This is a genomic window from Nonomuraea sp. NPDC049684 (assembly GCF_044465345.1).
Classification (GTDB): domain Bacteria; phylum Actinomycetota; class Actinomycetes; order Streptosporangiales; family Streptosporangiaceae; genus Nonomuraea.
In genome coordinates this window covers 321528-347996 of record NZ_JBITLO010000009.1, presented here as the reverse complement: position 1 = coordinate 347996, position 26469 = coordinate 321528, and the positions used below count along the sequence as shown (strand labels likewise).

The following is a 26469-nucleotide window of genomic DNA, read 5'->3' as shown; positions in this document are numbered from 1 at the left end:
CGCCGGGTCAGCCGCCGGGGGTCAGGTCCGGCGGGAAGCCGCCGGTCGCGATCGGCCCCCAGCGGTCGATCGTGATCCGGATCAGCGACTTGTTCTGGCGGCGCATGGCCTGCCGGTACTCCTCCCAGTCGGGATGCTCGCCGGCGATGCACCGGTAGTAGTCCACCAGGGCGTCGAGGGCCTCGGGCATGTCCAGCACCTCGCCTCGCCCGTCCACCTGGACGTAGGGGCCGTCCCAGTCGTCGGACAGGACGCACATCGAGACGCGCTCGTCGCGCCGGGCGTTCGCGGCCTTGGCGCGCCCGGGGTAGGTGGAGACCACGATCCGGCCCTCGCCGTCGACCCCGCACGAGACCGGCGAGAGCTGGGGACGCCCGTCGGCGCGGGTCGTCGAGAGCAGGCCGTGGTGCCGGGGGCGGAGGAAGTCGAGAAGTTCGGGCAGGTCGACGCGGCGGGCGGTCGCGATCCTGGGAGCCATGCGGGACGCCTTTCCTGTGCGGGGCCGGCTTCGATCCTGCCATCCGGCGCGGGCCCCGGCTTCCGGGGCCCGCCTTTGCAGCCCTATGGTGTGGTTCGCCGGCATCCGCCGGTACGTGCCCGAGGGGAGGAGCGGAATGCCGGAAGTCCGTCCGCTCCGGCCCGGCGACCCCGACAGGATCGGCGACCACCGGCTGCTCGGCGTGCTCGGCTCGGGCGGGCAGGGGGTCGTCTACAAGGGCGTCGACGGCGCGGGCCGCGAGGTCGCGATCAAGCTGCTGCACAGCCACCTGACCCAGGACGACGACGTCACCCGGGGCCTGCTGCGCGAGGCCGAGGCGGCGCGCCGGGTGGCCGCGTTCTGCACGGCCGCCGTGCTGGACGTGGGGGTGGCCGACGGGCGGCCGTACATCGTCAGCGAGTACGTCGCTGGCGACACCCTGCAACGGCTCGTCCGGGAGTCGGGGCCGCGCACGGGGGGCGCGCTGGACCGACTGGCGATCTCCACGCTGACCGCGCTGGCCGCCATCCACGAGGCCGGGATCGTGCACCGCGACTTCAAGCCGGGCAACGTGCTCATGGGGCCCGAGGGTCCGATCGTCATCGACTTCGGCATCGCCAAGGCCCTGGGGGCGACGACGCAGGCCTCGGCGCCGATGGGGACGCCGGCGTACATGTCGCCCGAGCAGTTCGCGGGCGAGCGGGTCGGGCCGGCGTCCGACGTGTTCAGCTGGGCGGGGACGATGGTGTTCGCGGCCACCGGGCATCCGCCGTACGCGGGTGAGACGGTCGCCGCCATCCTGCACAAGGTCATGAGCGGGACGCCCGACCTCACGGACGTGCCGGCCCGCCTGGTGGACCCGATCCTGTCCTGCCTCGCCAAGGACCCTGCCGCCCGCCCCACCCCCGCCGCCCTCCTCCGCCACCTCATCAGCGCCCCCGGCTCGCCGACGCCGCACCCGCACGCCGCCGCGGGCTCGGCCGCGCCGCACCCGCCCGGCGTCCCAGGGTCGGCCCATCTCCGTTCCGAGGGGCCCGCGGCGCATCCGGGGGCCGGCGGCGGGCCGGACATGCGCGCGGAAAGCCCGGCGACGGCCCCTCCGCCCGGCGCGCCGATCCCCCCGCCCGGAGCCGGGGCGACGGTTCCGCCGCGCGGGCCTGGAGCGACGCTTCCGCCTGCCGGGGCCGGGGTGACGGGGCCGGGGTTTCATGGGAAGGCGACCAGGCCGGGTACGGAGCGGCGGGTGAGCCGGCGGGCCGTGGTGGTGGGCGGTGCGACGGCCGCGGTGGCTGCGGCGGCGTCCGCCGTCCTTCTGCTGCGCCCCGCGAACGGGCTCGCCGACGACCCGTCCCCCCGCCCCACCGGCGACCCGACCGGCCCGCCTGCGACGGGCACATCGACGGCGACGGGCACGCCCACGACGGCCGCGACGAGCCCGGCGCCCAGCACGTCCCCCACGGCGTCCACCACCCCGTCCCCAGAGCCGTTCGGCGCGCCCGTCAGGGAGCCCGTGGCGCTGCCGCCGGGCAGCGGGACGCCGGCCGTCCTGGCCGCCGCCGGCTCCACCGTCGTCTGCGGCACGTCCAAGGGCGCGGTGCTCGTCTGGGACCTCGGCCCGGCGTCCGCGCCCGTGCGCAGGCTCGGCGACGGCGGCACCGCCGCGACCGCCGTGGCCTGCGGCGACGGCAAGGCCGCTTCCGGCCACGACGACGGCGGGATGCGGCTGTGGAACCCGGCGGGCGGCGCCCTCGGCGGGAAGAAGGCGGCCGACCCGGTCATCGCCGTCACCACCGCCGGACGCGCGGTCGCCGTCACCCAGAAGTACGACAGCCTGAAGGACCTGCACAGCGTCGTCCGCCTGTGGGACCTCGCCACCGGCCGCCAGATCGGCCCCGCCGTCACCGACCACTTCCAGGGCGTCAACGGCCTGGCGTTCGGCCGCCTCGGCGACGACGAGGTGCTGGTCACCGGCGACGGCGCCAACCGCGTCCGGATCCGCCGCCTGTCGGACGGAAAGGTGACACACACCTACAAGACCGGCGAGATCGGCGGCATCGAGCTGCTCGCCTGCGGGGAGCTGGACGGCCGTCCGATCCTGGTCTCCACGCACCTCGACGCCACCCTGCGCGTCTACGACCTGGCGACCGGCAGGCGCAGGAAGAAGTGGAACTTCAGCCGCCGCAGCCCCGACGACCGGGGGGCGTCCGCGCTGGTCGTGGGCGCGCTCGGCGGCAGGCCCGTCGCGGTCGTCGCGCACGCGCCGGGCGGCGGCGAGACGGTCGTCCGCGTCTGGAGCCTGACCGACGGCAAGGTCGTCGGGGAGCTGGGCCCTGGGCCGGGCGCCGAGGTGCGGGCCCTGGCGCTGGCCGAGCTTGCGGGCCGTCCCGTGGTCGTGGGCGCCGGCGGCGACGCCCTGCTGAGCGCGTGGAGCCTCGGTTCCGCCTGACGCTCATCCAGGTTTAAGAATCGCGGCCTAGGGTTCGGGCTGTGCTCATGGACGAAGCGGTGCAGGAGCCCGTGCGGACGCGTCCGCGCCGGGTCTGGAGGCGGCGGCTGGCGACGGCGGTCGCGGTGCTGTTCGCGGCGGGGACGGCGGTGCGGCTCGGCGGCCTGGAGTCGGGCGTCCTGCTGGTCCCGCTGGTGTCCTTCACGCCGTACTTCGGGGTGGCGGCGCTGCTGATGCTGGGGGCGGCGGCGCTGGCCCGCAGCCGGGCGGCGGTCGCGGTCATGCTGGCGGTGTGCGTGTGCCTGGCCTGGCTGGTGCTCCCGCGCGCCCTGGCCGGCGGTACGGACGGCGCGACCGGCCGCCCGCTGCGCGTGCTGACCGCCAACCTCAACGGCGGCCGCGGCGACGCCCGCACGATCGTCGACCTGGTCCGCACGCTGGACGTGGACGTGCTCAGCCTCCAGGAGCTGACCTGGGCGGAACGCGACCGGCTGGCCGCGGCCGGGCTGGAGACGCTGCTGCCGTACCAGGTCACCAAGCCGGAGACGTGGGGGCCGGTCGGCAGCGGCGTGTACGCGCGCCACCCGCTGCGCGAGCGTACCGGCCTGTTCCAGCCGGTCGGGCACCACATGCCGGTCGTGGAGGCGGCGCTGCCCGGCGGCGCGGTGGAGGTGGTGGTCGTGCATCCGGTGGCGCCGGTGCCCTCGACGGTGCCGGAGTGGGAGGCGGGGGTCGGGACGCTGCCGCCCGCGCCGTCCACGGGCGCGCCGCGGATCCTGGCCGGGGACTTCAACGCCACGCTGGATCACGCCGTGTTCCGGCGGCTGCTGGGCACCGGCTACGCCGACGCGGCGGCGGCCACCGGCAAGGGGCTGGTCCCCACGTGGCCGATGCGCCGGATCCCGCCGCTGGTGGCGATCGACCACGTGCTGACGGACGGGCGGGCGCGGGCGGTGGACGTGCGCGTCATCGACCTGCCCGGCTCCGACCACCGCGCCCTCTTCGCCGACCTCCGCGTCCAGACCTGACCCGCCCGGAAGCCCCGCGCCCGGACCGAACCGGACGCGGGGCCCGGACGGGCGCGTGGCCCCGAACCGGCGCGAGGACCCGGACGGGCCGGGGGCGGGGTCAGGCCAGCCAGGCAGCCGTGTCGCTGGGCAGGCGGTCGCCGTCCAGGGTGCCGCTGGCCAGCAGGACCGTGCCGTGGGCGGGCAGCGGCACCGGGTCGGCGCCCAGGTTGACCACGCAGGTCAGGCCGGACTCCCGGGTGAAGGCGAGCACGCCGGGCCCGAAGTCGAGCCAGGTGAGCGTGCCGTCGCCGAGCCGCTCGGCACGGATGCGCAGCCCGTCCCGGTAGAGGTTGAGCATCGAGCCCAGGTCGGCGGTCTGGGCCTCGACGGTGAGCTTGTTCCAGGCGTCCGGCTGCGGCAGCCACGGCGTGGCCGTGCCGAAGCCGAACGGCGGCTCGTCGCCCGACCACGGCAGCGGCACCCGGCACCCGTCGCGGCCCTTCACCGTGTGGTTCGAGCGCCGCCACATCGGGTCCTGGCGCAGCTCGTCGGGGATGTCGTCCACCTCCGGCAGGCCCAGCTCCTCGCCCTGGTAGATGTAGATGCCGCCGGGCAGCGCCATGGCCAGCAGCGCCGCCGCGCGCGCCCGGCGGTAGCCGAGCTCCAGGTCGGAGGGGGCGCCGTCCCTGCGGTCGGCGTGGTCCCAGGAGGTGTCGGCGCGGCCGTACCGGGTGACGACGCGGGCGACGTCGTGGTTGGACAGCACCCAGGTGGGCGGGGCGCCGAGCGGGGCGTGGGTGGCGAGGGTCTGCTCGATCACCTGGCGCAGGCCCGCGGGCTCCCAGGGGCAGGCCAGGAACGGGAAGTTGAAGACGGTGTGCAGCTCGTCGGAGCGCAGGTAGCGAGCCAGGCGCTCCTGGTCGGGCAGCCAGACCTCGCCGACCAGGACGCGGCCGTCGTACTCGTCGTTGATCAGGCGCCAGCTCCGGTAGACGTCGTGGACCTCGTCCAGGTCCTCGTAGGAGCCGGTCAGGCCGGCGGGCTTGGCCAGCAGGGCGGCCGAGTCGATGCGGATGCCGTCCACGCCGCGGTCGTACCAGAAGCGCAGCACGTCGTGGAACTCGCGGTGGACGTCCGGGTTGGTCCAGTTGAGGTCTGGCTGGCCGGGGTCGAACAGGTGCAGGTACCACTGGCCGTCGGGCACCTGGGTCCAGGCGGGCCCGCCGAAGATCGACTGCCACTCGCCGGGCTCGTCGCGGAACCAGAACCGGTCGCGCACGGACGGGTCGCGCAGCGCCTCCCGGAACCACGCGCTCGCGGTCGAGCTGTGGTTCGGCACCACGTCGATGATGATCCTGATGTTCAGGCCGTGGGCCTCGGCGATGAGCTCCTCCGCCTCGGCCAGGGTGCCGAACACGGGATCGATGTCCCGGTAGTCGGCCACGTCGTACCCGCCGTCGGCCAGCGGCGACGGATACCAGGGGTTGAGCCAGATCGCGTTCACCCCGAGCGCCGACAGGTACGGCAAACGTGCCCGCAGCCCCGCCAGGTCGCCCACGCCGTCACCGTTGCCGTCGGCGAAGCTGCGCAGGTAGACCTGATAGATCGCGGCTCCCCGCCACCACGTTTCGGACATGCTGAAGACAACTCCTTGCCATAGGTGGAGGCACTCAGCCCTTGAGGCTGCCGGCGGTGAGTCCCGCCATGATGTGCCGCTGGAAGATGAAGAAGACGATGACGGTCGGGATGCTGGCGATCACCAGGCCGCCCATGACCTGGTCCTGCGACACGGCCCCGGCGGTCTGGGCCAGGCCCACGCTGAGCGTCATCTTCTCGCTGTCGCTCATGACGAGCAGCGGCCAGATGAAGTCCTTGAACGAGGTGACGATCGTGAAGATCGACGTCACGCCGAGGATCGGGCGGGAGACCGGCAGCACCACCGACCACAGGATGCGGAACGGGCCGCCGCCGTCGATCTGGGCGGCTTCGAGCAGCTCGCGGGGGATGGAGTCGAAGAACCTCTTGAGCAGGAAGATGTTGAAGCCGTTGGCCGCGGCGGGCAGCCACAGGCCCCACGGGTTGTTCAGCAGGTCCCAGCCGAGGATCGGCACGTCGTGGATGGCGAGATAGGTGGGGATGAGCACGACCATCGGCGGGATCATCAGGGTGGCCAGCATGGCGCCGAGGATGACGTTGCCGAACGCCGGGCGCAGCTTCGACAGCGCGTACGCGGCGGCGACGTCGACCGACATGGTGATCAGCCAGCCGCCGGCGGCGTACAGGACGGTGTTCTTCAGCAGCGTGCCGATGTCGAACAGCTCCCACGACTCCAGGAACTTCCCGAAGTTCAGCTCCTTCGGGAAGAGCGTGGGCGGCACCTGGGCGAACTCCTCGGCCGACTTCAGCGCGCCGGTGATCATCCAGTACATCGGCAGGAGGAACACGACCGTGAACGTGACGACCGTCGCGACCAGGACCGTCCAGTAGACCCGCCGTCCCCACCGGCTGTTGAGCTGGTGCGGGGAGATGATCGTGCGGAACTGCACCTCGATGCGTCTGGGCGGCCGTCTCCTGGACCGGCGTTCCGGCGAGGGCGGCGCGGCGGGGCGGCGCAGGGTGGCGTTCGACATGGTCAGCCCTTCTCCTCGCGGGTCAGCCGGAGCTGCACGGCGGCGAAGGCGAGCAGGACGACCATGAGCATCATCCCGAGCGCGCCGCCCGCGCCGTAGTCGCTGTAGGTGAACGCCTGCTGGAACATCAGGAAGACGACGGTGGCGGTGGCGTTCTCGGGGCCGCCGCCGGTGAGCAGGTACGGCTCGATGAACACCTGCATGGTCGCGACGATCTGCAACATCAGCATGAGCAGCAGGATCAGCCGGGTCTGCGGGATCGTGATGTGCCTGATCCGCTTCCACACGCCGGCGCCGTCGAGCTCGGCGGCCTCGTAGAGGTCGGGCGGGATGTTCTGCAGCGCGGCGAGGTAGATCAGGGTCGCCGAGCCCATGTTCATCCAGGTCGAGACGAGCACCAGGCAGAGCAGCGCGGTGTCGGTCGAGTAGATCCAGTTGAGTCCGGGCAGCGAGAAGAAGCCGAGGATCTGGTTGAACAGGCCGACGTCGGGGTCGTAGAACCAGCGGAAGAGCAGTACCGCGACGGCCGGGGGCAGCATGACCGGCAGGTACACCACGAACCGCAGGTAGGCCCGGCAGTGGCGGAGCTCGTTGAGCAGGATCGCCACCGCGAACGGCAGCCCGTAGCCCAGCACCAGCGCGAGGACGGTGAACATGAGCGTGTTCAGCCACGCGGGCCCGAAGGCGGGGTCGGCGAAGGCGGCCCTGAAGTTGTCCAGCCCGACCCACTCCGGCTCGTTGACCAGGTCGGTCTTCTGGAAGCTGAGGATGAACTCCTGGACGATGGGATACCAGGAGAACAGGACGAAGCAGAACAGCGCCCCGACCATGAACCCGTAGGCCGTCAGGTTCCTGCGCAACGCCCGGCGCAACGGCGAGGGCGGCCTCGGCCGTCGCGCGGCTCCGGCGGTCGCAATGCTCATGGGGTGTCTCCGATCACCGACTCGACGTACCGGGGCGCCGGCGGGTGCGGCGCCCCGGTCTCACGTTCCGCTCAGCCCTTGCCGAGCATGGCGTTCGCCTTGGTCTCGGCGTCCGCGAGGAGCTGGTCGACGTCGGCGTCCTCGCGGCTCAGCACGGCCGACATGGCGACGTCGAGGATGGCGTAGAGCTCCTGGGCGTGCGGCGGCTCCATCTTGGGCGGGATGGTGGCCGAGGCGTCCACGTACGGCTGGTAGTTCTCCACCGGCAGGGTGGCGTTGGCCTTGCGGGCGTCCTGGATGGCCTTGCCGGTGGGCGAGGCGCCGTAGACGTCGTTGTCGGGCACGCCGACCGGGTTGCCGAGCGACTTGCCGCGGGCGAAGTCGAAGCGGCCCTTGCCGACGGTGTTGAAGCGGAAGTTCACCCAGGCCAGACCAGCCTTGGCCTGCTCGGGCGTGGCCTTGGGGTTGACGAAGAACGCCTCGCCGCCGCTCAGCGACGCCTTGGCCTCGGGGAAGCCGGTGATGCCGTAGTCGGTGGCGGCGCCCTTGAACTTGTTGACCACGTCGGTGACGACGTCGGGGGCGCCGAGCATCATGCCGACCTTGCCCGAGCCCATGGCCTGCATGAGGGGCTCCCAGGCGTTGAACAGCTTGGCGCCGGTGCTCTTGTCCACCCAGCGCAGGTCCTTGAGGAACTGCAGCACGGCCTTGCCCTCGGGCGAGTTGAACGCGGCGGTCCTGCCGTCGGCCGAGACCATGTCGCCGCCGCGGCCGTACAGGGCCTGGTTGAAGTGCCAGCCGCCGGTGTTGCCGCCGGAGTACTCGCCGTAGCCGATGACGCCGCCGCCGAGCGCGGCGATCTTCTTGGCCGCCTCGCGGACCTCGGCCCAGGTCTTGGGCGGGCTGTTGGGGTCGAGCCCGGCCTTGGTGAACAGCGCCCGGTTGTAGACCAGGCCGACGCTGTAGTGGACGTTGGGGACGCCGTAGACCTTGCCGTCCTTGGTGACCAGGTCGCGGACGTCCTGGCGCAGGTCGTTCCAGTTCTTGATCTCACCGGTGTACGGCGTGATGTCCAGGCCCTGGCCCTTGGCGATCACGTCGCCGTAGTTGGTGACCGGCACCACGAACACGGTCTCCATCTGGCCGCCGGCCAGCTTCGGGCCGAAGGTCTTGGGGTCGAAGCAGGGCTGCTGGTCGGTGCTCTTGACCGTCACGCCGGGGTTGGCCTTCATGAACGCGGCCACGTCGTCGTCCCAGGCCTGCCGCTCCTTGGGGGCGGACTTCGCGGGCTGGCAGGCGACGGTGATGCTCACCTGCGCGGCGCCCGAGGCGCTGCCCTGCGCCCCGGGCTCGGTGTCGTCGCCACTGCCGCAGGCCACGGCGCTCATGCTCAGGCCTGCCGCCACGAGCAGCCCCACAGTCCTGCGATAGTCCGATCTCTTCATCGATCTGACCCTTCCGAAGCTTGACGAAGCCGGGGGACGGTGAGGCGCCCCGCTGTGCGCTCACAATGGCAGATCGCTCAGATGTCCGCAATGTTTCGACATGTGATTGCAAGATAACGACTAGGTCACCGGAAGACGCTCTCAGGACGAGCCGCGAACCCGTCCCGTCGAGGCCCTGACCACCAGCTCCGGGTCGAAGAGCAGCTCGTCGGCGGGCACCACGTGCTTGTCGATCTGCGCGATGAGCAGGTCGACGGCGGCCCGGCCCATGGCGTCGATCGGCTGGCGCACGGTGGTCAGCGGCGGGTCGGTGCAGTTCATCAGGGCCGAGTCGTCGAACCCGACGACCGAGACGTCTTCCGGCACCGACAGGCCGGCCCGGCGCACGGCCCGCACCGCGCCGAGCGCGAGCATGTCGCTGGCGCACACGATGCCGGTCACGCCCCTGGCGACCAGCCTGGCGGCCGCCGCGTGGCCGCCCTCCAGCGAGTACATGCTGTGCTCGACCAGCGCGGGATCGACCTGGCCCGCCACGGCGGCGAGCTTGCGCCGGGACGGCACGTGGTCGCGCGGCCCGAGCACCAGGCCGACCCGCTCGTGACCGAGGCTGCGCAGGTGGCCGAGCGCGATCTCGGCGGCCACCACGTCGTCGGCCGACACCTGCGGGAAGCCCAGGTGCTCGACGGCGGCGTTGACCAGGACGGTCGGCAGCTTGCGCTCGGAGAGCAGCTCGTAGTGCTCATGGGAGGCGTCGGCCTGGGCGTAGTGGCCGCCGGCGAAGACCACGCCGCTGACCTGCTGGGAGAGCAGGAGGCTGACGTAGTCGGCCTCGCTCACCCCGCCGACCGTGCGGGTGCAGAGCACGGAGGTGAAGCCCTGCTGGGCCAGGGCGCCGCCGACGACCTCGGCGAACGCCGGGAAGATCGGGTTCTGCAGCTCGGGCAGCACCAGGCCGACCAGCCGGGCGCGGTCGCCGCGGAGCCGGGTGGGGCGCTCGTACCCGAGCACGTCGAGGGCCGTGAGCACGGCCTCCCTGGTGGCCTCCGACACGCCGGGCTTGCCGTTGAGCACCCGGCTCACGGTCGCCTCGCTCATGCCGACCTTCTTGGCCACGTCTCCGAGTCGTCGGGTCATGCGCAAACTATACGACCATTCCCGCAAAGACTTGCAACAGCTTGCGCCCGTCCTTGCGGGCGATGTGTGTGGTTTCCGTCGCTGTCGCAGGGCTCACGACCTGCTTCGTTCACCAGGCCCGTGAAATCACGTGACAGTCGATTATTTGCGAAACGAAGTAGAAACATTGCGGATTTCTATGAGTCAACTTAAGGTGCGGGCAACCCTCCCAGCCCGACGAGAGGTGACACCCCCCATGAGACGCAAGCCCTCCCTCTTACGACCGCTCGCGGCGGCCGTGGCCGTCGCCCTGGCCCTGATCGGCTGGACGGCCCCACCGGCCGCGGCCGCGGGCCCGAACCTGGCGGCCGGCAAACCGGTCACGGTGAGCAGCACCACCGACGTCTACGGCGGCGGCAACGCCACCGACGGCGACCAGGCCACCTACTGGGAGAGCGCCAACAACGCCTTCCCCCAGTGGATCCAGGTGGACCTCGGCTCGGCCGTCAGCGTGAACGAGGTGACCCTGAAGCTGCCCGCCGCGTGGGAGTCCAGGACGCAGACGCTGACGGTGCAGGGCGGCACCGAAGGCTCGCCGCTCACGACGCTCTCGGCCTCGGCCGCGCGCACGTTCGCCCCGGCGGCGACGATCACCTTCACCGCGGCGACCGTCCGGTACGTCCGGGTGACCGTCACCGCCAACACCGGCTGGCCCGCCGCCCAGGTCTCCGAGTTCGAGGTGCGCGGCCCCGGCTCGGGCGACACCCAGGCCCCGTCCGCGCCCGGCGGGCTGGCCTACACCGAGCCGGTCGCCGGGCAGATCAAGCTGACCTGGACCGCCGCCACCGACAACGTGGGCGTGACCGGCTACGACGTCTACGCCAACAACGCGCTGCGCGGCAGCGTCGCCGGGAACGTGCTGACCTACACCGACGCCCAGCCCGGCACGCTGACGGTCTCCTACCAGGTCAAGGCCAGGGACGCGGCGGGCAACCAGTCCCCGGCGAGCAACACCGTCACCCGCGTCGGCAGCGGCGGCGGCGGCTCCAACCTGGCCGCCGGCAAGCCGATCACCGCCTCCTCCTCCGTGCACACCTACGTCGCCGCCAACGCCAACGACAACAGCGTGACGACGTACTGGGAGGGCGCGGGCGGCAGCTATCCGAACACGCTGACCGTGCAGCTCGGCGCGAACGCCGACGTCTCCTCGGTCGTGGTCAGGCTGGACCCGGCCGCCGTGTGGAGCACCCGCACCCAGACGTTCCAGGTGCTCGGCAGGGAGCAGGGCGCCTCGGGGTTCACGAACCTGGTGCCCTCGGCGGCGTACACGTTCGACCCGGGCTCGGGCAACACGGTGACGGTGCCGGTCGGCGCGCGGGTGGCCGACGTGCGGCTGTCGTTCACGGCCAACACCGGGGCCCCGGCGGGGCAGGTGGCCGAGTTCCAGGTCATGGGCGTGCCCGCGCCGAACCCCGACCTGACCGTGACCTCGCTGTCCTGGTCGCCGCAGGCGCCGGTGGAGACCGACGCGGTCACGCTGTCGGCCGTGGTCAGGAACGCCGGCAACGCGGCGTCGGCCGCGACCGACGTCGCCTTCTCCCTCGGCGCCGGAAAGGTCGCCACCGCGAACGTGGGCGCGCTGGCCGCGGGCGCCTCGGCGACCGTGACCGCGAACATCGGCGCCCGGGACGCCGGCAGCTACCCGGTCACCGCCAAGGCCGACGACGCCGGGGCCGTCATCGAGCAGAACGAGTCCAACAACTCCCTCACCGGCCCGTCCCCGCTGGTCGTCAAGCCGGTGGACACCTCCGACCTGGTCGCCTCGCCGGTCTCCTGGACGCCGGGGAACCCGCCCGCCGGCAGCACGGTCGCCTTCTCGGTCGCGATCAGGAACCAGGGCACGGTGGCCTCCGCCGCCGGCGCGCACGGCGTCACGCTGACCGTCGCGAACGAGGCGGGCACGGTCGTCAGGACGCTGACCGGCGCCCACAGCGGCGCGATCGCCGCCGGCGCCACCACCGCCCCCGTGTCCCTGGGCACCTGGACGGCCGCGGGCGGCCGGTACACCGTGAAGACCGTCATCGCGAACGACGCCAACGAGCTGCCGGTCAAGCAGGCCAACAACACCAGCGTCCAGCAGCTCTTCGTCGGCCGCGGCGCGAACATGCCGTACGACACCTACGAGGCCGAGGACGGCGTGACCGGCGGCGGCGCGCAGGTCGTCGGCCCGAGCAGGGACGTCGGCACGGTGGCCGGCGAGGCGTCCGGCCGCCGCGCGGTGACGCTGAACCAGACCGGCTCCTACGTCGAGTGGACCACCAAGGCCGACACCAACACCCTGGTCACCCGCTTCTCCATCCCGGACGCCCCGGGCGGCGGCGGCACGAGCTCGACCCTGAACATCTACGTCGACGGCGCCTTCCACAAGGCCATCGACCTGACCTCGAAGTACGCCTGGCTGTACGGCGCGGAGGCGAGCCCCGGCAACTCCCCCGGCGCCGGGCCGGCCCGCCACATCTACGACGAGGCCAACGTCATGCTGAACGCCACGGTCCCCAAGGGCAGCAGGATCAGGCTGCAGAAGGACCCGGCCAACGGCACGACCTACGCCATCGACTTCGTCAGCCTGGAGCAGGTCTCGCCGGCCGCCAACCCCGACCCCGCGCACTACGCCGTGCCGGCCGGCTTCTCCCAGCAGGACGTGCAGAACGCCCTGGACAAGGCGCGCCAGGACAGCAACCTGACCGGCGTCTACCTGCCCGCGGGCACGTACCAGACGACGGGCAAGTTCCAGGTGTACGGCAAGGCCGTCAAGGTGGTCGGCGCGGGCCCCTGGTACACCAGGTTCGTCTCGCCCTCGGGCCAGGACGGCACCGACGTCGGCTGGCGCACCGAGGCGTCGTCGAACGGCTCGACGTTCGCCGGGTTCGCCCACTTCGGCAACTACACCTCGCGCATCGACGGCCCCGGCAAGATCTTCGACCTGTCGAAGGTCTCCAACATCACGATCGACGACATCTGGGTCGAGCACCAGATCTGCATGTTCTGGGGCACGAACGTCGACCACGTCACGATCAGGAACTCGCGCATCAGGAACACCTTCGCCGACGGCGCGAACTTCACCAACGGCAGCACGAACAACCTGATCACCAACGTCGAGACCCGGGCCACCGGCGACGACAGCTTCGCGCTGTTCGCGGCGATCGACAACGTCAACGCCGACCAGTCGGGCAACGTCTTCGAGAACATCACCTCGCTGCTGACCTGGCGGGCGGCGGGCGTCGCGGTGTACGGCGGCCAGAACAACGTCGTGCGCAACGCCTACATCGCCGACACCCTGGTCTACTCGGGCATCACGATCAGCTCGCTCGACTTCGGCATCCCGATGCGGGACTTCGGGCCGGGCCAGACCAAGTTCGAGAACATCTCGATCGTCCGCTCCGGCGGGCACTTCTGGGGCCAGCAGACGTTCCCGGCGATGTGGATCTTCTCCGCCTCCAAGAAGTTCACCGCGATCCGCGTCACCGACGTGGACATCGTGGACCCGACCTACAGCGGGATCATGTTCCAGACCGGCTACTCCAGCCCGAGCACGCCGCTGAACCCGGTCACCGACACCGTGTTCACGAACGTGTCGATCTCGGGGGCGCACCGCAGCGGCGACGCCTTCGACGCCAAGTCGGGCTTCGGCATCTGGGTCAACGAGCTGCCCGAGCCGGGGCAGGGCCCGGCGGTCGGCTCGGCGACGTTCGGCAATCTGCGGCTGAGCGACAACGCGACGAACATCCGCAACACGACGAGCACGTTCACGCTCAACGTGAACTGAGCCCGTCCCGAGGTGCCGTCCGGGTCCGCGGGGGCCCGGACGGCACGTCCGCGATATGACCCAAATGGTATGCAAGCTCCGTGGACAACTTTAAAGTTTCTTTACATAATCCGATGAACCCGCTGGTCGCGGGCCCGCGCTCGGGCGACGAAAGGGTTGTCCACCATGAAGCGAACGCGCCGTCTCCTCGTCGTGCTGCTGGCCTCCGTCCTGGCGGCACTGGGCGTCCTCGTCGTCCAGACCTCCGCCCAGGCGGCCAACCTCCTCACCAACCCGGACTTCGAGACCGGATCCCTGTCGCCGTGGTCGTGCACCGGCGGCCTGGGATCGGTGGTCTCCACCCCCGTCCACTCCGGCACCAAGGCGCTGGCCGCGGCGGCCGGCGGGTCCGACACCGCGCAGTGCACCCAGTCGGTGTCGGTGCGGCCGAGCACGACGTACACGCTGAGCGCGTGGGTGCGCGGCAGCTACGTCTACCTCGGCGTGACCGGCGGCTCCTCGTCCTGGACGTCGTCGGCGGGGGCGTACACGCAGCTCACCGTGTCGTTCACGACCACCGCGAGCCAGAGCACCGCGGTCATCTTCCTGCACGGCTGGTACGGGCAGGGCACCTACTACGCCGACGACGTCAGCTTCGACGGCCCCGGCGGCCCCGCCTCCCCCACGATCACGCCGACCGTGACCCCGACGGTGACCCCGACCGTGACGCCCACCGTCACCCCGACGGTGACGCCCACGGTGACGCCGACCGTGACGCCCACCGTGACGCCCACGGTGACGCCGACCGACACCACCTGCCCGACCAAGCCGCGTCCGGCGGGCAAGGTGATCCAGGGCTACTGGGAGAACTGGGACGGCGCGATCAACGGCGTGCACCCGCCGCTCGGCTGGATCCCGATCACCGACCCGCGCATCAAGGCGCACGGCTACAACGTGATCAACGCCGCGTTCCCCGTCATCCGCTCCGATGGCACCGTGCTGTGGGAGGACGGCATGGACGCCACCGTCAAGGTCGCCACCCCGGCCGAGATGTGCCAGGCCAAGGCCGCGGGCGCGACGATCCTCATGTCCATCGGCGGCGCGGCGGCCGGCATCGACCTCGGCTCCAGCGCCGTCGCCGACCGGTTCGTGGCGACCGTCGTGCCGATCCTGAAGAAGTACAACTTCGACGGCATCGACATCGACATCGAGACCGGCCTGACCGGCGGCGGCAGCATCACCCAGCTCTCCGCCTCGCAGTCGAACCTCATCCGGATCATCGACGGCGTGCTCGCCCAGATGCCGGCCGGGTTCGGCCTGACCATGGCGCCGGAGACGGCGTACGTGACGGGCGGCAGCGTGACGTACGGGTCGATCTGGGGCGCGTACCTGCCGATCATCAAGAAGTACGCCGACAACGGCCGCCTGTGGTGGCTGAACATGCAGTACTACAACGGCAGCATGTACGGCTGCTCCGGCGACTCCTACTCCGCCGGGACCGTGCAGGGCTTCACCGTCCAGACCACCTGCCTGAACAACGGCCTGACCATCCAGGGCACGACGATCACCGTGCCCTATGACAAGCAGGTGCCGGGCCTGCCCGCGCAGCCGGGCGCCGGCGGCGGCTACATGGCCCCCTCGCTGGTGTCGCAGGGCTGGAACGCCTTCAACGGCCAGCTCAAGGGCCTGATGACCTGGTCGATCAACTGGGACGGCTCCAAGGGCTGGACGTTCGGGGACAACGTCAAGGGCCTGCAGGGCCGCTAGGGACAGGACGCGGCGGCCTTCCGGCGCGCCAGGGGCGCCGGAAGCGCCGCCGTGTCCGCGAGATAACGCTTGGCTGTGAATCCGGCCCGCTGGTTTGCCGCGTTTGCGGGGGCATGGAACGCTCTAGGCAAAAAGCGCCGAGAACCAGGTGGGGATTCAGGTGTCAACAGTAAGCGGGCGGACGGCGGGGCGGCGTTCTGGCCGGTTGGCCACCTGTGTCGCGGGGTTCGCCGCCATGGCGCTGCTCGCGGCCGGCTGCTCCCTCGGCGCCACCGCCGACCAGGAGACCACCGGCGCCCAGCCGCCGCCGGCGTCCTCGCCCGCCGCCACCGCCGAGGCGCCGAAGCCGCCGCCCGTGGACGCCGGCTGGCCGCGCTGGGGCCTGACCCACACCGGCGTCAGCGCCAACAACATCACCCCGCGCCTGGAGCAGGAGGTCGCCCGCGCGCTGTCGGAGACCCCGATGCTGCAGAACCAGCACATCATGGGCTTCGGGGCGCTCAACCCCGAGCCGCGGCGGGGCGAGTACTTCTGGGAGGACCTCGACAGCCGGACGAACTTCATGCGGGAGTCCGGCGGCACCGGCGTCATCACGCTGTGCTGCGCCCCCGACTGGATGAAGGGCGGCCCCGAGGGCCCGACCGAGGAGTCGGCCTGGAAGGAGCACCTGGAGGACGCGCCGTACCCGGAGCACTTCGACGACTTCGCCAAGCTGGCGGCGACCGTGGCCGAGCGCTACCGGGACGTGAAGTACTTCATGGTCTGGAACGAGTTCAAGGGCTTCTGGCGCGACCACAGGAAGCCCGCGGACTACAAGGGTTACACCGAGCTGTACAACAAGGTGTACGACGCGGTGAAGGCGGTCCGGCCGGACGCCAAGATCGGCGGGCCGTACCTGGGCTTCGACAGCGACAGCAAGGGCGACACCGAGCTGCGCGGGCCGTGGGGAGCGGTCAACCAGCACGCCCTCGACGCCTTCGAGTACTGGTTCAAGCACAAGAAGGGCGCCGACTTCGTCGTCGTGGACGGCGCCTCCCCCACCGAGACCCACGAGCTGCTGCCCGACGCGTTCGGCGCCCTGGGCAAGTTCGGCGCGATCACCAGGTGGCTGCGCGAGAAGACCGGCGACCTGCCGGTGTGGTGGTCGGAGTGGTACTTCGTGCCCGAGGACGGCACCGTCTGGGACGAGCCCATGCGGCTGGCCGTGCAGGCCGTCTCGATGATGGAGTTCGCCCAGAGCGGCGCGAGCACCGCCCTGTACTGGAACCCGCAGGCCAAGGACGGCGAGTGCCGGGCCTGCATGTGGGAGCCGCGCACGGGCGCGCTGATGCCCACCGGCAAGCTGGTCGCCGACTTCACCCGCTGGTTCCCCGCGGGGGCCGAGCTGGAGCCGGTCACCTCCTCCGACCGGCGGGTCCGGGTGCTGGCCCAGCCCGAGCAGCTCCTCGCGGTCAACACCACGGGCAAGCAGGTCACCACGACGGTCGACGGCAAGGAACTGACGCTCAAGCCGTACGAGATCAAGTGGAGCGGCCGCTAGCCGCGGGCGGCGCGGCGGCGATCACACGGGCGAGATGGCGGTCCGGTATGACGGCCGCCATTGCTCCGGCTGACTCGCCTTGACAAGATGCGCAAGATCCCGAGTAAATCCACCGAGGGAACTTGCGCATGTTGAAGCTCCGACCGGGGCTGAGCGCGCTCGTCGTGATCGCGTCGCTCAGCCTGACGACGCCGCCCTCGCAGGCGGCCCCGCGCAGCGCGCCCGCCTGCGCGCCCGGCACGACCGTCACCACCGACACGGGCCAGGTGTGCGGGATCGCGGGCGAGGGCCTGCGCTCCTGGCTCGGCATCCCCTACGCCGCCCCGCCCGTCGGCGACCTGCGCTGGACGCCCGCGCGCCGGGCCACGCCCTGGCCCGGCGTGCTGTCCGGCACCGGGCGGGGCAGCCCGTGCCCGCAGGCCGAGCTGCTCGGCTCCCCCTCCGAGGACGAGGACTGCCTCAAGCTCAACGTCGCCGCCCCCGAAGGGGCCAGGAACCTGCCCGTCATGGTGGAGTTCCACGGCGGCGGCTTCCGGTACGGCGCCCCCTCCGACGGCTCCCACCTGGCCAGGGCGGGCGGCGTCGTGCACGTCGGCGTCGGCTACCGGCTGGGCGTCCTGGGCTTCCTGTCCCACCGGGCCCTCGGCCGGAACGCCGGCAACTACGCCCTGTCCGACCAGCAGGAGGCGCTGCGCTGGGTGCGGCGCAACATCGCCCGCTTCGGCGGCGACCCCGGCAACGTGACGATCTTCGGGGCCAGCGCCGGCGGGTCGAGCGTCTGCGCGCACACGGCGTCGCCGACCGCGAAGGGCCTGTTCGAGAAGGGGATCGTGCAGAGCGGCGAGTACAACTCGCTGCGCGGCGTGAACACCTTCTGGCAGCCGCAGGACTGCAAGGCCGAGCTGCCCACGCAGGCCGAGGCGCAGGCCCAGGGCGGCCGGTTCGCCGCCGCGCTCGGCTGCGAGCAGGCCGCCGACCCGGCCGCGTGCCTGCGGGCCAAGCCGGTCAAGGCGCTGCTCGACCAGTCCGGCGACGGGCTCGGCCCGGACCGCGGGACGATCGCCCCCATCGTGGACGGCCGCATCCTGACCATGTCGCCGTCCCGGGCGTTCGCCAGGGGCAGGGTCAACAAGGTCGCCCTCATGCACGGCGTGGGCCGCGACGAGGTCCAGCTCCCCGCCGCGAACACCCCGGCCGAGTACGAGACCCTGGTCCGGCAGCAGTACGGCCCCCTGGCCCCCGAGGTGCTCGCCCGCTACCCGCTGGCCAGGTTCCCCGCCCCGGCGGCGTTCATCGCGTACCGGACGATCGTGGCCGACAGCAACTCGGTCTGCCCGGCGCTGCTCAACGACGAACGGCTGGCCGCGCACCTGCCGGTGTACGCCTTCCAGGTGGACAACACCGACGCGCCGCCGCTGTTCTTCCTCGACCAGACCAAGCCCAACGGCGCCTTCCACATCAGCGAGGCGCCCTTCCTGTACTCCGACGTCAAGGACCTGAACGCCAACCAGCGCTCCTTCGGCGCCCAGCTCGTCGCCCAGTGGACGGGCTTCGCCCGCACCGGCGACCCGACCGCGGAGGGGACCCCGCTGTGGCCCCGGTACACCCGCACCGACCCCGCCGTCATGTCGCTGGCCCCGGCCGGTGACAGCCAGGTGACGCGGGAGATCGCCAGGCAGCACCAGTGCGCGTTCTGGAACAAGGAGGCGACCTCATGATCCGGCTGCTGACCGCGCTCTGCCTCGCGCTGCTGCAGGGCCCGGCGCCCGCGCAGGCGGCGACCGGCGGCGACTGGCCCATGTGGCAGCAGGGCCCGCTGGGCTGGCGGCACAACGCGGCCGAACGCGCGATCAACCCGCGCACGGTCGGCGGACTCGCGCTGAAGTGGGCCTTCGCCTACCCCAAGGAGGCCGGCACGCCGCGCAGCCAGCCCGCCGTCGTGGGCGACACCGTGTACTTCGGCTCCCCCGAGGGCAAGCTGTACGCCAGGGACGCCGCCACCGGCGCGGCCCGCTGGGAGTTCGACCTGACCACCGTCGGCACCGGCCGCACGCAGGTGCAGGACGGCCCGGCCGTGGCCAGGGGCAAGGTCTACTTCGGCGACGTGCGCGGCTGGTTCTACGCCGTCGACCAGCGCACCGGCCGGCTGGCCTGGGCCCGCCGGCTCGACGAGACCGTCACGGCGATCGTGACGAGCTCCCCCCTGGTCTTCGGCGACCGCGTCTACGTCGGCGTCTCCAGCGGCGAGAACATCATGGGCAAGGAGCACGCCTGCTGCACCTTCCGCGGCCACCTCGACGCCATGGACGCCGACACCGGCCGCCCGGTCTGGCGCTTCAACACCGTCCCGAAGGCCCGCCAGGACGGCACCTGGCCCAACGGCGTCCCCCGGTACGCCCCCTCCGGCGGCGGCGTGTGGAGCTCCCCCGCCCTCGACCCCGTCACCCGCACCCTGTACGTCGGCACCGGCCAGAACTACACCGGCAGCGCCGGCCACTACGACTCGGTGCTGGCGCTGGACATCGACACCGGCCGGCCGCGCTGGACCCGGCGGATGACCGACGTGGACACCTGGCGGCTGGAGTGCTCGCTGCCCACCCCCGAGGACCGCGAGTACTGCCCCAACTTCCCCGACGGAACCGCGCTCGACTTCGACCTCGGGGCCGCGCCCAACCTGTTCAGGGCGGGCGGGCGCGCCCTGGTCGGCATCGGGCAGAAGGCGGGCGTGTACCACGTGCTCGACGCCCGTACCGGGAAGATCGTCTGGCAGCGGCAGCTGTCGAAGCCGATGCCCGGCGGCGGCCTGTCCGGCGTCCAGTGGGGCACCTCCTTCGACGGGCAGCGCCTGTACGTGGCCACGTACATGGCCCAGCCCGGCACCCTGTTCGCGCTCGACCCGGCCACCGGCCACCTGCTGTGGGAGACGCCCAACCCGGCCGACGGCTGCGCCACCGGCGGCGCGGCCCAGTACCCGGACGTCTGCCGCCTCGGCCACACCCCGGCCGTCTCCAGCACCCCCGGCCTGGTCTGGGAGGGCAGCATGGACGGCAAGATGCGGGCCTACTCGGCGCGCACCGGCGAGGTCGTGTGGGCCTACGACACCATGCAGGAGGTGCAGGGCGTCAACGGGCTGACCGGGCGCGGCGGGGCCGTCTCGGGCGGCGGCGGGGCCGTGGTGTCGCACGGCATGCTGTTCGTCCAGTCCGGGTACTCCTTCACGCCGTACCCGAACCCGTACGGGTCGGTGTTCCTGGCCTTCAGCCTTCCGTAGGCGCCGCCGGGGCGGTCGAGCCGCGCACCACCAGCTCGGTCGCCAGCTCGACGTGGTGGGAGTCGATCCGCTCGCCGGCCGCCAGCCGCAGCGCGGTGCGCAGGGCCGCCCGGCCCATCTCGCGCAGCGGCTGGCGCACGGTGGTGAGCTGCGGCGAGGCCATCCGGGCGATCTGGGTGTCGTCGAAGCCGACGATGCTCAGGTCCTCCGGGATGCGCAGGCCGCGCGACCTGGCGGCCTCCATGACCCCGAGCGCGATCTCGTCACAGCCGGCGAAGATCGCGGTCGGGGGTTCCGGCAGGTCGAGCACGCTCGCGCCGTTGTCCAGGCCGTCCTGGTAGTGGAAGTGGGCGGTGCGGACGTAGCCGGGCGGCTCGGGCGCGCCGGCCGCCTCCAGCGCGGCGCGGTAGCCGTGCAGGCGGGCCTGGTTGCAGGCCGAGGTCGGCGGGCCGCCGATGTAGGCGATGCGCCGGTGGCCCAGGGACAGCAGGTGCTGGGTGGCGGTCAGGCCGCCGGCGAAGTTCGTCGAGCCGACGCTGGTCACGCTGGTGGTCGGCAGGTTGAGCGGGTCGATCACGACCAGCGGCAGCCGGGCCCGCGTCAGCGCGCCGAGCTGCGCGCCGGTCAGCTCGCTGGTCACCACGATCAGCGCCCGCCGCCCGGCGGCGACCAGGTCGCGCGCCCAGCCGCCGGTGCGCTGGTGGCTCTTCCTGATGCTGACGACGACCGACGTCTCCAGCTCGTCGCCGGCCTCGATCGCGCCGTGGATGATCTCGGTGGAGTAGGCGTTGAGGTCGTCGTCGAACTGCACCTCGACCGTGGCGGGGCCGCCCGCCTCGCCGCGGCGCGGCGTGGCGGGCACGTAGTCGTGCTGCTGGAGCAGCGACTGCACCAGCGAACGGGTCGCCGGGGCCACGTCGCTGCGGCCGTTGAGCACCTTGGAGACGGTGGCGACGGACACGCCGGCCGAGGCCGCGACGGTGGCCAGCGTGGCGCGCCTAGGAGCCGGCATCTGTTCCTCCTCGGATCTCCACGGGTGTGACCAGCCGCCTGCCCGCGCCGGCGGGCCGCACCGGCCCGGTCAGCCGGACCACCCCGCGGCACGGCAGGTCGGCGGCGGACGTGCCGACGAGCACCTCGACGTCTCCCGGCTCCACGACGCGCCGCAGGTCGCGCCCGGTGAAGGCGGTCCTGTCGGTGTGGACGAGGAAGGAGACCCGCCTGCTCGCGCCCGGTTCGAGGTGCACCCTGGCGAACCCGGTGAGCTGCTTCACCGGCCTGGTGACCTGGGCGAGGACGTCGTGCAGGTAGAGCTGCACGACCTCGTCGCCCGCCCGGTCGCCGGTGTTGGCGACGCGGACCGAGACGGTGAACTCGCCGTCGGTCGGGACCTCGGCCGCGCTGATCCACAGGTCGCCGACCTCGAAGGAGGTGTAGGAGCGGCCGTGCCCGAAGGGGAACAGCGGGGTCGGATCGAGGTTGCTGATGCCCTTGCTGTCGGCTCCGAGCGGGGGCTGCAGGTAGGTGCCCGGCTGCCCGCCAGGATGGCGGGGTATCTGCACGGGAAGCTTGCCTCCAGGCTGGACACGACCGCTCAGTATACCGGCGATCGCCCCGCCGCCCTCCTCTCCCGGCATGAACGCCTGGACCAGCCCGGCGGCTCCGGCGTGCACCTCGCCCAGCGCGTACGGGCGGCCGGAGACGACCACCACGACGACCGGCGTGCCCGTCGCGAAGAGCTCGGCCAGCAGGTCGGCCTGGAGGCCGGGCAGCCGCAGGTCCTCGGCGTCGCAGCCCTCGCCCGACGTGCCCTGGCCGAACAGCCCGGCCAGGTCGCCCACGACCGCGACGCACAGGTCGGCCGCGCGGGCGGCGTCGGCCGCCGCGGCGAACCCGGACCGGTCGCCGCCCTGGACCGCGCACCCCGGCTGGTGCACGATCTCGGCGCCGGGCAGCTCGGCGCGCAGCGCGTCCAGCACGGTCGGGGCCTCGACGCCCAGGCCGAGCCCGGGGTAGCGGGGCAGCACGTGGTTGGGGAAGGCGTAGCAGCCCATGAACGTGCGCGGGTCGTCGGCGCACGGGCCCACGACGGCGATCCGGCCGAGGCCCGCGCGCAGCGGCAGCTCGGTCCCGGGGTCGAGCAGCACGATCGAGCGTTCGGCCAGCTCGCGGGCGAGGGCGCGGTTGGCGGCCGAGTCCAGCTCGACGTCCTGCGCGCCGGCGACCGAGCCCTCCGGCGTCCAGCCGGGGTCGAGCAGGCCGAGCTGCACCTTCTGGGTGAGCAGCCGGCGCGCGGCGCGGTCGATCAGCGCCTCGGGCAGCTCGCCCCGGCGCACCCGCTCGACCAGGTTCGCGCCGAAGCCGAGGGTGTCGGGCAGCTCGACGTCCAGGCCGGCGGCCAGCGCCTGCGCCCCCGCGTCCGCCGGGTCGGCGGCCACCTGGTGCATGGTCGCCAGGAACGGGACCGCCCAGTAGTCGGACACGACGGTGCCGGTGAACCCCCACTCCTCGCGCAGCAGGTCGGTCAGCAGCCAGGAGTCGACGGCGGCGGGCACGCCGTCCACGTCGGAGTAGGAGTTCATCACCGAACGGGCGCCGCCCAGGGTGAGGGCCGCCTCGAACGGCGGCAGGATCATGTCCATCAGCTCGCGGCGGCCCATCGGGACCGGGCCGTGGTTGCGGGCGGCCCGCGAGGCCGAGTACCCGGCGAAGTGCTTGAGCGTGGCGATCACGCCGGCGCTCTCCAGGCCGCGCACGTACGCCGTGCCGAGCATCGAGACGAGGTACGGGTCCTCGCCCATCGTCTCCTCGACCCGGCCCCACCGGTAGTCGCGGACCACGTCGAGCACGGGGGACAGGCCCTGGTGGGCGCCCACGGCCCGCATGTCCCGGCCGATGGCCGCGGCCATGCGCTCGACCAGGCCGGGGTCGAAGGTGGCGGCCCAGGCGATGGCCGCCGGGTAGACGGTGGCGCCGTAGGTGGTGAAGCCGGTCAGGCACTCCTCGTGCACCAGGGCCGGGATGCCGAGCCTGGACAGGCCGACGACCTCCCGTTGCAGCCGCACCACCTCGGCGGCGCCCTCGGCCACCGTCACCGGGACGCTGCCGAACACCCGGGTCAGGTGGCCGAGCCCGTGCCGGGCGGCCTCGCCCAGGGGCACGGTGCCGGAGGCGGCGAAAACGTCCTGCATGGGGGCCACGTTGTGGGTGCCGGCGCCGTCCGGGTCGGGAGCGGGGGCCGCCTCCTCGTGCGCCATGTCGTTGCCCACCCACCGGCTGCCGAGCTGGGCGACCTTCTCCTCCAGCGTCAACTCCTGAAGGAGGGCCTCGACGCGCTCGGCCACGGGAAGCGCCGGGTCCAGCCACGGACCGAGGACCCGATCCGCCGGGGTCCGATCTAGAGCCGTCATGAACTGCACTCCTTCAAGAGTTCCTGCCGCAAAGTTTCGAAACATTTCGGAGCTGGGCCTGCCACCTGCACAATGCCGCAACTGGGGCAGAATATCCAGCTAGATGCCCGCGCGACATTACTACACAGGCCCGGACGCCACCCAGCGCCGGTTTCCGCGGCAGAGGTCTTGACAGGGTAATGGTCGAAATCTAGATTGACGTGCCGCGCGGTCATGTCGCAAATGTTTCGACTAGTTCACTCAACGGCGAGCGGACGAGCGGCATTGGGGGGTTTGCCGATCCGACCGCCGGCCAACGCGTCCCAAGGACAACCGAGCCGCGGCCAGGCCACGGCATTCGAGTACGGAGATCAGCGTGGAGACCAGGACAACCTCTCGCCGCACCTTCCTCAGCCTCTCGATGGGGCTGCCCCTGGGAGCCGCGCTCGCCGCCTGCGGCACGTCGGGCCCCACCCACGCGAACGGCGGCGGCCCGACCGGCGGCGGTGGCGGCGGCGGCGCTAAGGCCACCTACTGGTACCTGTCGGTCGAGCCGCAGGAAGGCGTGCGCCGCCGGGCGGTCGAGCGCTTCAACAAGGCCAACCCCACCACCCAGATCGAGGGCACGGCGTTCCAGAACGACGCCTACAAGACCAAGATCAAGACGGCCATCGGCGCCGGCCAGGCCCCCACGCTGATCTGGGGCTGGGGCGGCGGCACGCTGCGCAGCTACGTGCAGGCGGGCCAGGTCGAGGACCTCACGTCCTGGTTCTCCGAGAACGCCGCCGTCAAGGACCGGCTGTTCCCCTCCTCCTTCGGCGCGGCCACCGTGGACGGCAAGATCTACGCGATGCCGTGCGAGACCGTCCAGCCGATCGTCCTGTACTACAACAAGGAGGTCCTGGAGAAGGTCGGCGTGCAGCCGCCGACGACCTGGGGCGAGATCATGGACATCGTGCCCAAGATCAACGCCAAGGGCATCGCGCCGTTCTCGCTCGGCGGCCAGTCGCGCTGGACCAACATGATGTGGCTGGAGTTCCTGTTCGACCGGATCGGCGGCCCCGAGGTGTTCCAGGCGGTGTTCGAGGGCCAGAAGGACGCCTGGTCCCACCCCGCCGCCCTCGACGCCCTGACCAAGATGCAGGACCTGATCAAGGCGAACGGCTTCATAAAGGGCTTCTCCTCCATCACCGCCGACTCCAACGCCGACCAGGCGCTGCTCTACACCGGCAAGGCCGCGATGATGCTGCACGGCGGCTGGACGTACGGCGGCATGAAGAACGACGGCGGCGACTTCGTCCCCGGCGGCCACCTCGGCTACATGAACTTCCCGCCCGTGGACGGCGGCAAGGGCGACCCGAGCAACACCGTCGGCAACCCCGGCCAGTACCTGTCGATCTCCGCCAAGGCCACCCCCGAGCAGAAGGAGATCGCCAAGAAGTTCTTCACCAGCGGCGTGCTCGACCAGACCGAGGTCAAGGAGTGGGCCGACACGGGCGCCGTGCCGATCGTCAAGGGCGCCGACGCGGCCTTCGCCTCCTCCCCCGACGCCGAGTTCCTGAAGTTCGTCTACGGCATCGCCAGCAACGCCAAGACCTTCGCCCAGTCGTGGGACCAGGCGCTCAGCCCGACCGCCGCCGAGGTGCTGCTGGACAACATCGCCAAGCTGTTCCAGCTGTCCATCTCGCCGCAGCAGTTCCAGACGAACATGAACGCGGTCATCGGCAAGTGAGCGCGATCCCGATCCCCGCCGGGCGGCGGGCGCCGGCGGCGGCCGCGCGAGGGGGCCGTGGCTCCCTCGCCTGGCTGGCCGTCCCGGCGTTGCTGCTCTTCGTCGCCTTCGGCGTGATCCCGCTGATCGGCGTCCTCGTCCTCAGCTTCACCTCCTGGGACGGGCTCGGCGACATCGGCTTCGCCGGCCTGTCGAGCTGGCAGGCCGTGCTGGCCGATCCCGGGCTGCCGCACGCGCTGTGGGTGACGTTCCTGGTGATGGCCGCGTCCTGGGCGGTGCAGACGCCGGCCAGCATCCTGCTCGGGGTGTTCCTGGCCGGCCGGCAGCGCTACCGGGCCGTGCTGTCGGTGTTCTACTTCATCCCGCTGCTGCTCAGCTCGGCCGCCATCGCCATCACCTACAAGGCGCTGCTCGACCCGAACTTCGGGCTCGGCGCCGGGCTCGGCCTCGACCTGCTGGCCCAGGACTGGCTGGGCGAGCCCGTCCTCGCCTTCAGCGTGGTGATCTTCGTGGTGTCGTGGCAGTTCATCCCGTTCCACTCGCTGATCTACCAGGGCGGCGTGCGGCAGATCCCGCGCTCGATGTACGAGGCCGCCGAGCTCGACGGCGCGGGCCGGGTGCGCACGTTCTTCAGCATCACGCTGCCGCAGCTCAAGTACACGATCATCACGTCCTCGACGCTGATGGTGGTCGGGTCGCTGACGTTCTTCGACCTGATCTTCGTGCTGACCGCGGGCGGACCCGGCGACGCCACCCGGGTGCTCGCCCTGGACATGTACAAGCGGGGGTTCCAGGCCAACCTGATGGGCCCGGCCAGCGCGATCGCGGTCATCCTCGTCCTCGTGGGCCTGGCGCTGGCGCTGCTGCTGCGCCGTCTGGGCGGCCGCGACGCCTCGGCGAGCCAGCTGGAAGGGGCCTGA

The 26469-nt window shown here is 72.0% G+C and carries 17 protein-coding genes; 9 read left to right on the top strand and 8 right to left on the bottom strand.

Going from position 1 to position 26469, the window contains the following annotated elements; translation table 11 throughout:
* Positions 1 to 7: 7 nt before the first annotated feature.
* Positions 8 to 478, bottom strand: a complete 471-nt coding sequence (locus ACIBST_RS28220; protein WP_397175949.1) for a PPOX class F420-dependent oxidoreductase — start codon at positions 476 to 478, stop codon at positions 8 to 10.
* 136 nt (positions 479 to 614) lie between these two features.
* On the opposite strand from ACIBST_RS28220, the gene ACIBST_RS28215 reads away from it, so the two are divergent.
* Both ACIBST_RS28215 and ACIBST_RS28210 read left to right on the top strand, forming a co-directional pair.
* Positions 615 to 2924, top strand: coding sequence for a protein kinase (locus ACIBST_RS28215; protein ID WP_397175947.1), 2310 nt, complete (start codon positions 615 to 617; stop codon positions 2922 to 2924).
* A gap of 47 nt (positions 2925 to 2971) precedes the next feature.
* A complete protein-coding gene (locus ACIBST_RS28210) occupies positions 2972 to 3952 on the top strand; it encodes an endonuclease/exonuclease/phosphatase family protein (RefSeq protein ID WP_397176068.1) in 981 nt (326 codons plus the stop codon).
* Between the two features lie 100 nt (positions 3953 to 4052).
* On the opposite strand, the gene ACIBST_RS28205 is transcribed toward ACIBST_RS28210, so the two are convergent.
* From ACIBST_RS28205 to ACIBST_RS28185, 5 genes are all read right to left on the bottom strand, one after another.
* Complete coding sequence (locus tag ACIBST_RS28205) at positions 4053 to 5570, bottom strand: glycoside hydrolase family 13 protein (protein WP_397175945.1); 1518 nt, start codon at positions 5568 to 5570, stop codon at positions 4053 to 4055.
* Positions 5571 to 5604: 34 nt separating this feature from the next.
* Complete coding sequence (locus ACIBST_RS28200) at positions 5605 to 6564, bottom strand: carbohydrate ABC transporter permease (protein ID WP_397175943.1); 960 nt, start codon at positions 6562 to 6564, stop codon at positions 5605 to 5607.
* 2 nt (positions 6565 to 6566) lie between these two features.
* The gene (locus tag ACIBST_RS28195; RefSeq protein WP_352325894.1) at positions 6567 to 7487 is read right to left on the bottom strand and encodes a sugar ABC transporter permease; all 921 of its coding nucleotides are present in this window, start codon (positions 7485 to 7487) and stop codon (positions 6567 to 6569) included.
* Positions 7488 to 7558: 71 nt separating this feature from the next.
* Positions 7559 to 8932 carry an ABC transporter substrate-binding protein gene (locus tag ACIBST_RS28190; protein WP_397175941.1) on the bottom strand — a complete coding sequence of 458 codons (1374 nt, stop codon included), beginning with the start codon at positions 8930 to 8932 and terminating at the stop codon, positions 7559 to 7561.
* Positions 8933 to 9073: 141 nt separating this feature from the next.
* Complete coding sequence (locus tag ACIBST_RS28185; RefSeq protein WP_397175939.1) at positions 9074 to 10066, bottom strand: LacI family DNA-binding transcriptional regulator; 993 nt, start codon at positions 10064 to 10066, stop codon at positions 9074 to 9076.
* 235 nt (positions 10067 to 10301) lie between these two features.
* Here ACIBST_RS28185 and ACIBST_RS28180 point away from each other — a divergent pair, with 235 nt between their 5' ends.
* From ACIBST_RS28180 to ACIBST_RS28160, 5 genes are all read left to right on the top strand, one after another.
* On the top strand, positions 10302 to 13871 hold the full coding sequence (locus tag ACIBST_RS28180; protein ID WP_397175938.1) for a discoidin domain-containing protein: 3570 nt from the start codon (positions 10302 to 10304) through the stop codon (positions 13869 to 13871).
* Between the two features lie 165 nt (positions 13872 to 14036).
* Positions 14037 to 15617: a carbohydrate binding domain-containing protein gene (locus tag ACIBST_RS28175; RefSeq protein ID WP_397175937.1), complete on the top strand. Its 1581-nt coding sequence runs from the start codon at positions 14037 to 14039 to the stop codon at positions 15615 to 15617.
* Positions 15618 to 15822: 205 nt separating this feature from the next.
* Positions 15823 to 17157 (top strand): xylan 1,4-beta-xylosidase, encoded by a 1335-nt coding sequence (locus ACIBST_RS28170; protein ID WP_397175936.1) that lies wholly within the window; start codon positions 15823 to 15825, stop codon positions 17155 to 17157.
* Positions 17158 to 17285: 128 nt separating this feature from the next.
* Positions 17286 to 18875: a carboxylesterase/lipase family protein gene (locus ACIBST_RS28165; RefSeq protein ID WP_397175934.1), complete on the top strand. Its 1590-nt coding sequence runs from the start codon at positions 17286 to 17288 to the stop codon at positions 18873 to 18875.
* Positions 18872 to 20428 (top strand): PQQ-binding-like beta-propeller repeat protein, encoded by a 1557-nt coding sequence (locus ACIBST_RS28160; RefSeq protein WP_397175932.1) that lies wholly within the window; start codon positions 18872 to 18874, stop codon positions 20426 to 20428. The genes ACIBST_RS28165 and ACIBST_RS28160 overlap by 4 nt, the downstream gene beginning before the upstream one ends.
* Here the strand turns inward: ACIBST_RS28160 and ACIBST_RS28155 are convergent.
* Positions 20415 to 21440, bottom strand: a complete 1026-nt coding sequence (locus ACIBST_RS28155; RefSeq protein ID WP_358292575.1) for a substrate-binding domain-containing protein — start codon at positions 21438 to 21440, stop codon at positions 20415 to 20417. The two genes, ACIBST_RS28160 and ACIBST_RS28155, sit on opposite strands and share 14 nt — an antisense overlap.
* Entirely contained in the window at positions 21427 to 23838 is a 2412-nt protein-coding gene (locus ACIBST_RS28150) for a glycoside hydrolase family 3 N-terminal domain-containing protein (protein ID WP_397175930.1), read from the bottom strand. Before ACIBST_RS28150 ends, ACIBST_RS28155 begins: the two co-directional genes overlap by 14 nt.
* Before the next feature lie 355 nt (positions 23839 to 24193).
* On the opposite strand from ACIBST_RS28150, the gene ACIBST_RS28145 reads away from it, so the two are divergent.
* Entirely contained in the window at positions 24194 to 25549 is a 1356-nt protein-coding gene (locus ACIBST_RS28145) for an extracellular solute-binding protein (protein WP_397175928.1), read from the top strand.
* On the top strand, positions 25546 to 26469 hold the full coding sequence (locus ACIBST_RS28140; RefSeq protein WP_397175926.1) for a carbohydrate ABC transporter permease: 924 nt from the start codon (positions 25546 to 25548) through the stop codon (positions 26467 to 26469). Before ACIBST_RS28145 ends, ACIBST_RS28140 begins: the two co-directional genes overlap by 4 nt.